The sequence below is a fragment of the Clostridium pacaense genome (genome assembly GCF_020709765.2).
GTDB classification, from domain to species: Bacteria; Bacillota; Clostridia; order Lachnospirales; family Lachnospiraceae; genus Enterocloster; species Enterocloster hominis.
This window is the reverse complement of record NZ_JAJFEB020000075.1, coordinates 1-422: the sequence shown is the minus strand read 5'-3', so window position 1 is coordinate 422 and position 422 is coordinate 1. Positions and strand designations below refer to the sequence as shown.

The 422-nt window shown below is 58.5% G+C and carries 1 protein-coding gene; it reads right to left on the bottom strand.

From position 1 onward, the window contains the following. Positions 1-33: 33 nt before the first annotated feature. Positions 34-422: hypothetical protein (locus tag LK536_RS58530; protein ID WP_506092305.1), on the bottom strand; the 389-nt coding region annotated here is incomplete at its 5' end.

Here is a 422-nt window from a genome sequence, read left to right as displayed (position 1 = left end):
GGAAGACATCATCCCGGCCGTATCCGCACTGGGCTATGATTCCTCCCTTTCCTCCCTCCCTTCCCTCTCTCCCTCTCCTTCCCCCTCCCCCCCCTCTCTCCTCTCTTCTCTTCCTTTCTTCCCTCTTTCCTTCTTTCCCTTCCCTTCCTTTTCTTCTTTTCCCTCCCTTTTCCTCCTCCTTTCTCCCTCTTCCTCCTTTTCCCTTCCCTTTTCCCTTCCCTCCTTCCCCCTTCTCTCCCTCCCTTCCTTCCCTTTCCTCTCCCTTTTTCCTTTCTCCTTCCTCCCCCTCCCTTTCTCCTTCTTCTTCTTTCTCTTCTTCTCCCCCCTCCCCCTTTTCCCTCCCTCCCCCCCCTTCCCCTTCCTCCCCCCTCCCCCCCTCTTCCCCCCCCTCCCCTTTCCCCCGTCCTCACTCTCACCTCCCC